General features: G+C 62.3%; 1 protein-coding gene. It reads right to left on the bottom strand.

Features of this window, described 5'->3' with window-relative positions; all coding sequences use genetic code 11:
- A partial coding sequence (locus tag EPO09_RS14460) for an acyl-CoA dehydrogenase family protein (protein WP_290644026.1) occupies positions 1-1605 on the bottom strand: 1605 nt, incomplete at its 3' end.
- Positions 1606-1885 lie beyond the last annotated feature (280 nt).

Raw genomic sequence — 1885 nt, 5'->3', positions numbered from 1 at the left:
AGGCACGCCAGTGGACCAGGCAGCCTTGGTGGTCGCACCCACCTTCTGCAGGGCCTGCGCCAAGGCATTGGCGTGAACCGCCAGGCCATCAACCTGCCCGGCCTTCTGGATGGTCTCGCTGATGCGCTCGGCCAGCACACTCAAGGCCTTGCCGCCGTTCATCACCACCTTGCGACCCAGCAGGTCCAGGCCCTGGATGCCGTGCGTGCCTTCGTGGATCATGTTGAGGCGGTTGTCGCGCCAGTACTGCTCGACCGGGAAATCACGTGTGTAGCCGTAGCCGCCCAGGATCTGGATGGCCAGGCTGTTGGCCTCCTGTGCCCATTCGCTCGGCCAACTCTTGGCGATCGGAGTGAGCAACTCCAGCAGCAGGCCGGCCTTCTCGGCTTCTGCGCCCGTGCCCGTATGCTGATCGTCCACCAGTTGTGCGCACAGCAAGCCCAAGGCCAGGCCACCTTCGGCAATGGCCTTTTGCATCATCAGCATGCGCTTGACATCGGTGTGCTCGATGATGGGGATCTGCGGCGCGCTGTGGTTCTTGCCACCGGCACTCATGTGGCGGCCTTGCGGACGTTGTTTGGCGTATTCCAGCGAAGCTTCGAAGCCAGCGTAACCCAGCATGGTGGCGCCGATGCCCACGCTGATGCGGGCTTCGTTCATCAAGGTGAACATGCACTTGAGGCCCTCGCCCTGCTTGCCGATCAGGTAGCCCACGGCACCTGACTGACCGTTGACAGGGAACTTGCCTTCGCCAAAATTCAGCAGCGTGTTGACGGTACCGCGGTAGCCACACTTGTGGTTCAGGCCAGCCAGCGCCACGTCATTGCGCTGCTGCGTGATGCGGCCATCTTGCTTGACCAGCTTGCGCGGCACGATGAACAGCGAGATGCCCTTCACGCCCGGCACGGGCTTGCCATCTTCGCCCGGGATCTTGGCCAGCACCAGGTGCACGATGTTCTCGCCCATCTCGTGCTCGCCGCCCGAGATCCACATCTTGTTGCCTGTGAGGCGGTAGCGCTGGCCCAGGCTGTCTTGCGTCCAGTCGATGCCCGTGCCATCGCCATTCACATCGGGCACAGCCTTGGTGGCGATGTCAGACAGGCTGGAACCGGCTTGCGGCTCGCTCAGGCACATGGTGCCGAAGGTGCGGCCTTCAAAGCCACCCCGCGCGAACACATCGATCTGCTTGGGCGTGCCGTGTGCCAGGATGGTGTTGGCGTTGCCACGCGTGAGCATCGGGTACGCCGCCAGCGACACGCTGGATTTGTAGAAGAAGCTCATCGAGGCAATCTCGACCACGGTGGGCAACTGCATGCCACCAATGTCGGCGTCCTTGCTGCCAGCCATCAGGCCGGAGTCGTTGAAGGCCTGCATGGCCACGGGTGTTTCCTTGGGCAAGGTCACTGTCACGCCATCAAACTCGGGCTCGTGGATGTCCGTCAGGCGGTTGATGGGCGCGAACTGCTCGGTGGCGATCTTCTCGCTGAGGTCCAGCACAGCCGTGAAAGTCTCGCGATTATGTTCGGTGTGGCGTTCGCGCTGGCACAGGCTTTCTGCGTTCAGCCAGTCGTACAGCAGGAAATCAACGGTAGCGCGGTGGGTCATGATCTCGACTCAGGTGATTCAATGATTTCGGTTGACGCACGCCGCCGGCTCGTTTGATGTGGGCGGCAACACACGTCGATGTCGGCGATAAGAGTGTGAAGAGGCTGTAGGGCTCAACGTCCCTTGAACACGGCCTCGCGACGCTCCAGGAAGGACTGGATGCCTTCCAGCGCATCTTCGCTTTGCATGACGGGCAACAGGTTGGGGAACAAGGCCTTGGCCGCGGCGGCCTCCCCTTCGTTCCAGGCCAGACGGGTGGACTTCAGCACGTTCTGCACGC

The organism is Aquabacterium sp. (genome assembly GCF_004297345.1).
Lineage (GTDB): Bacteria > Pseudomonadota > Gammaproteobacteria > Burkholderiales > Burkholderiaceae_C > Aquabacterium.
Note: the sequence above shows the minus strand (reverse complement) of the source record. Positions and strands in the feature narration are given on the sequence as shown.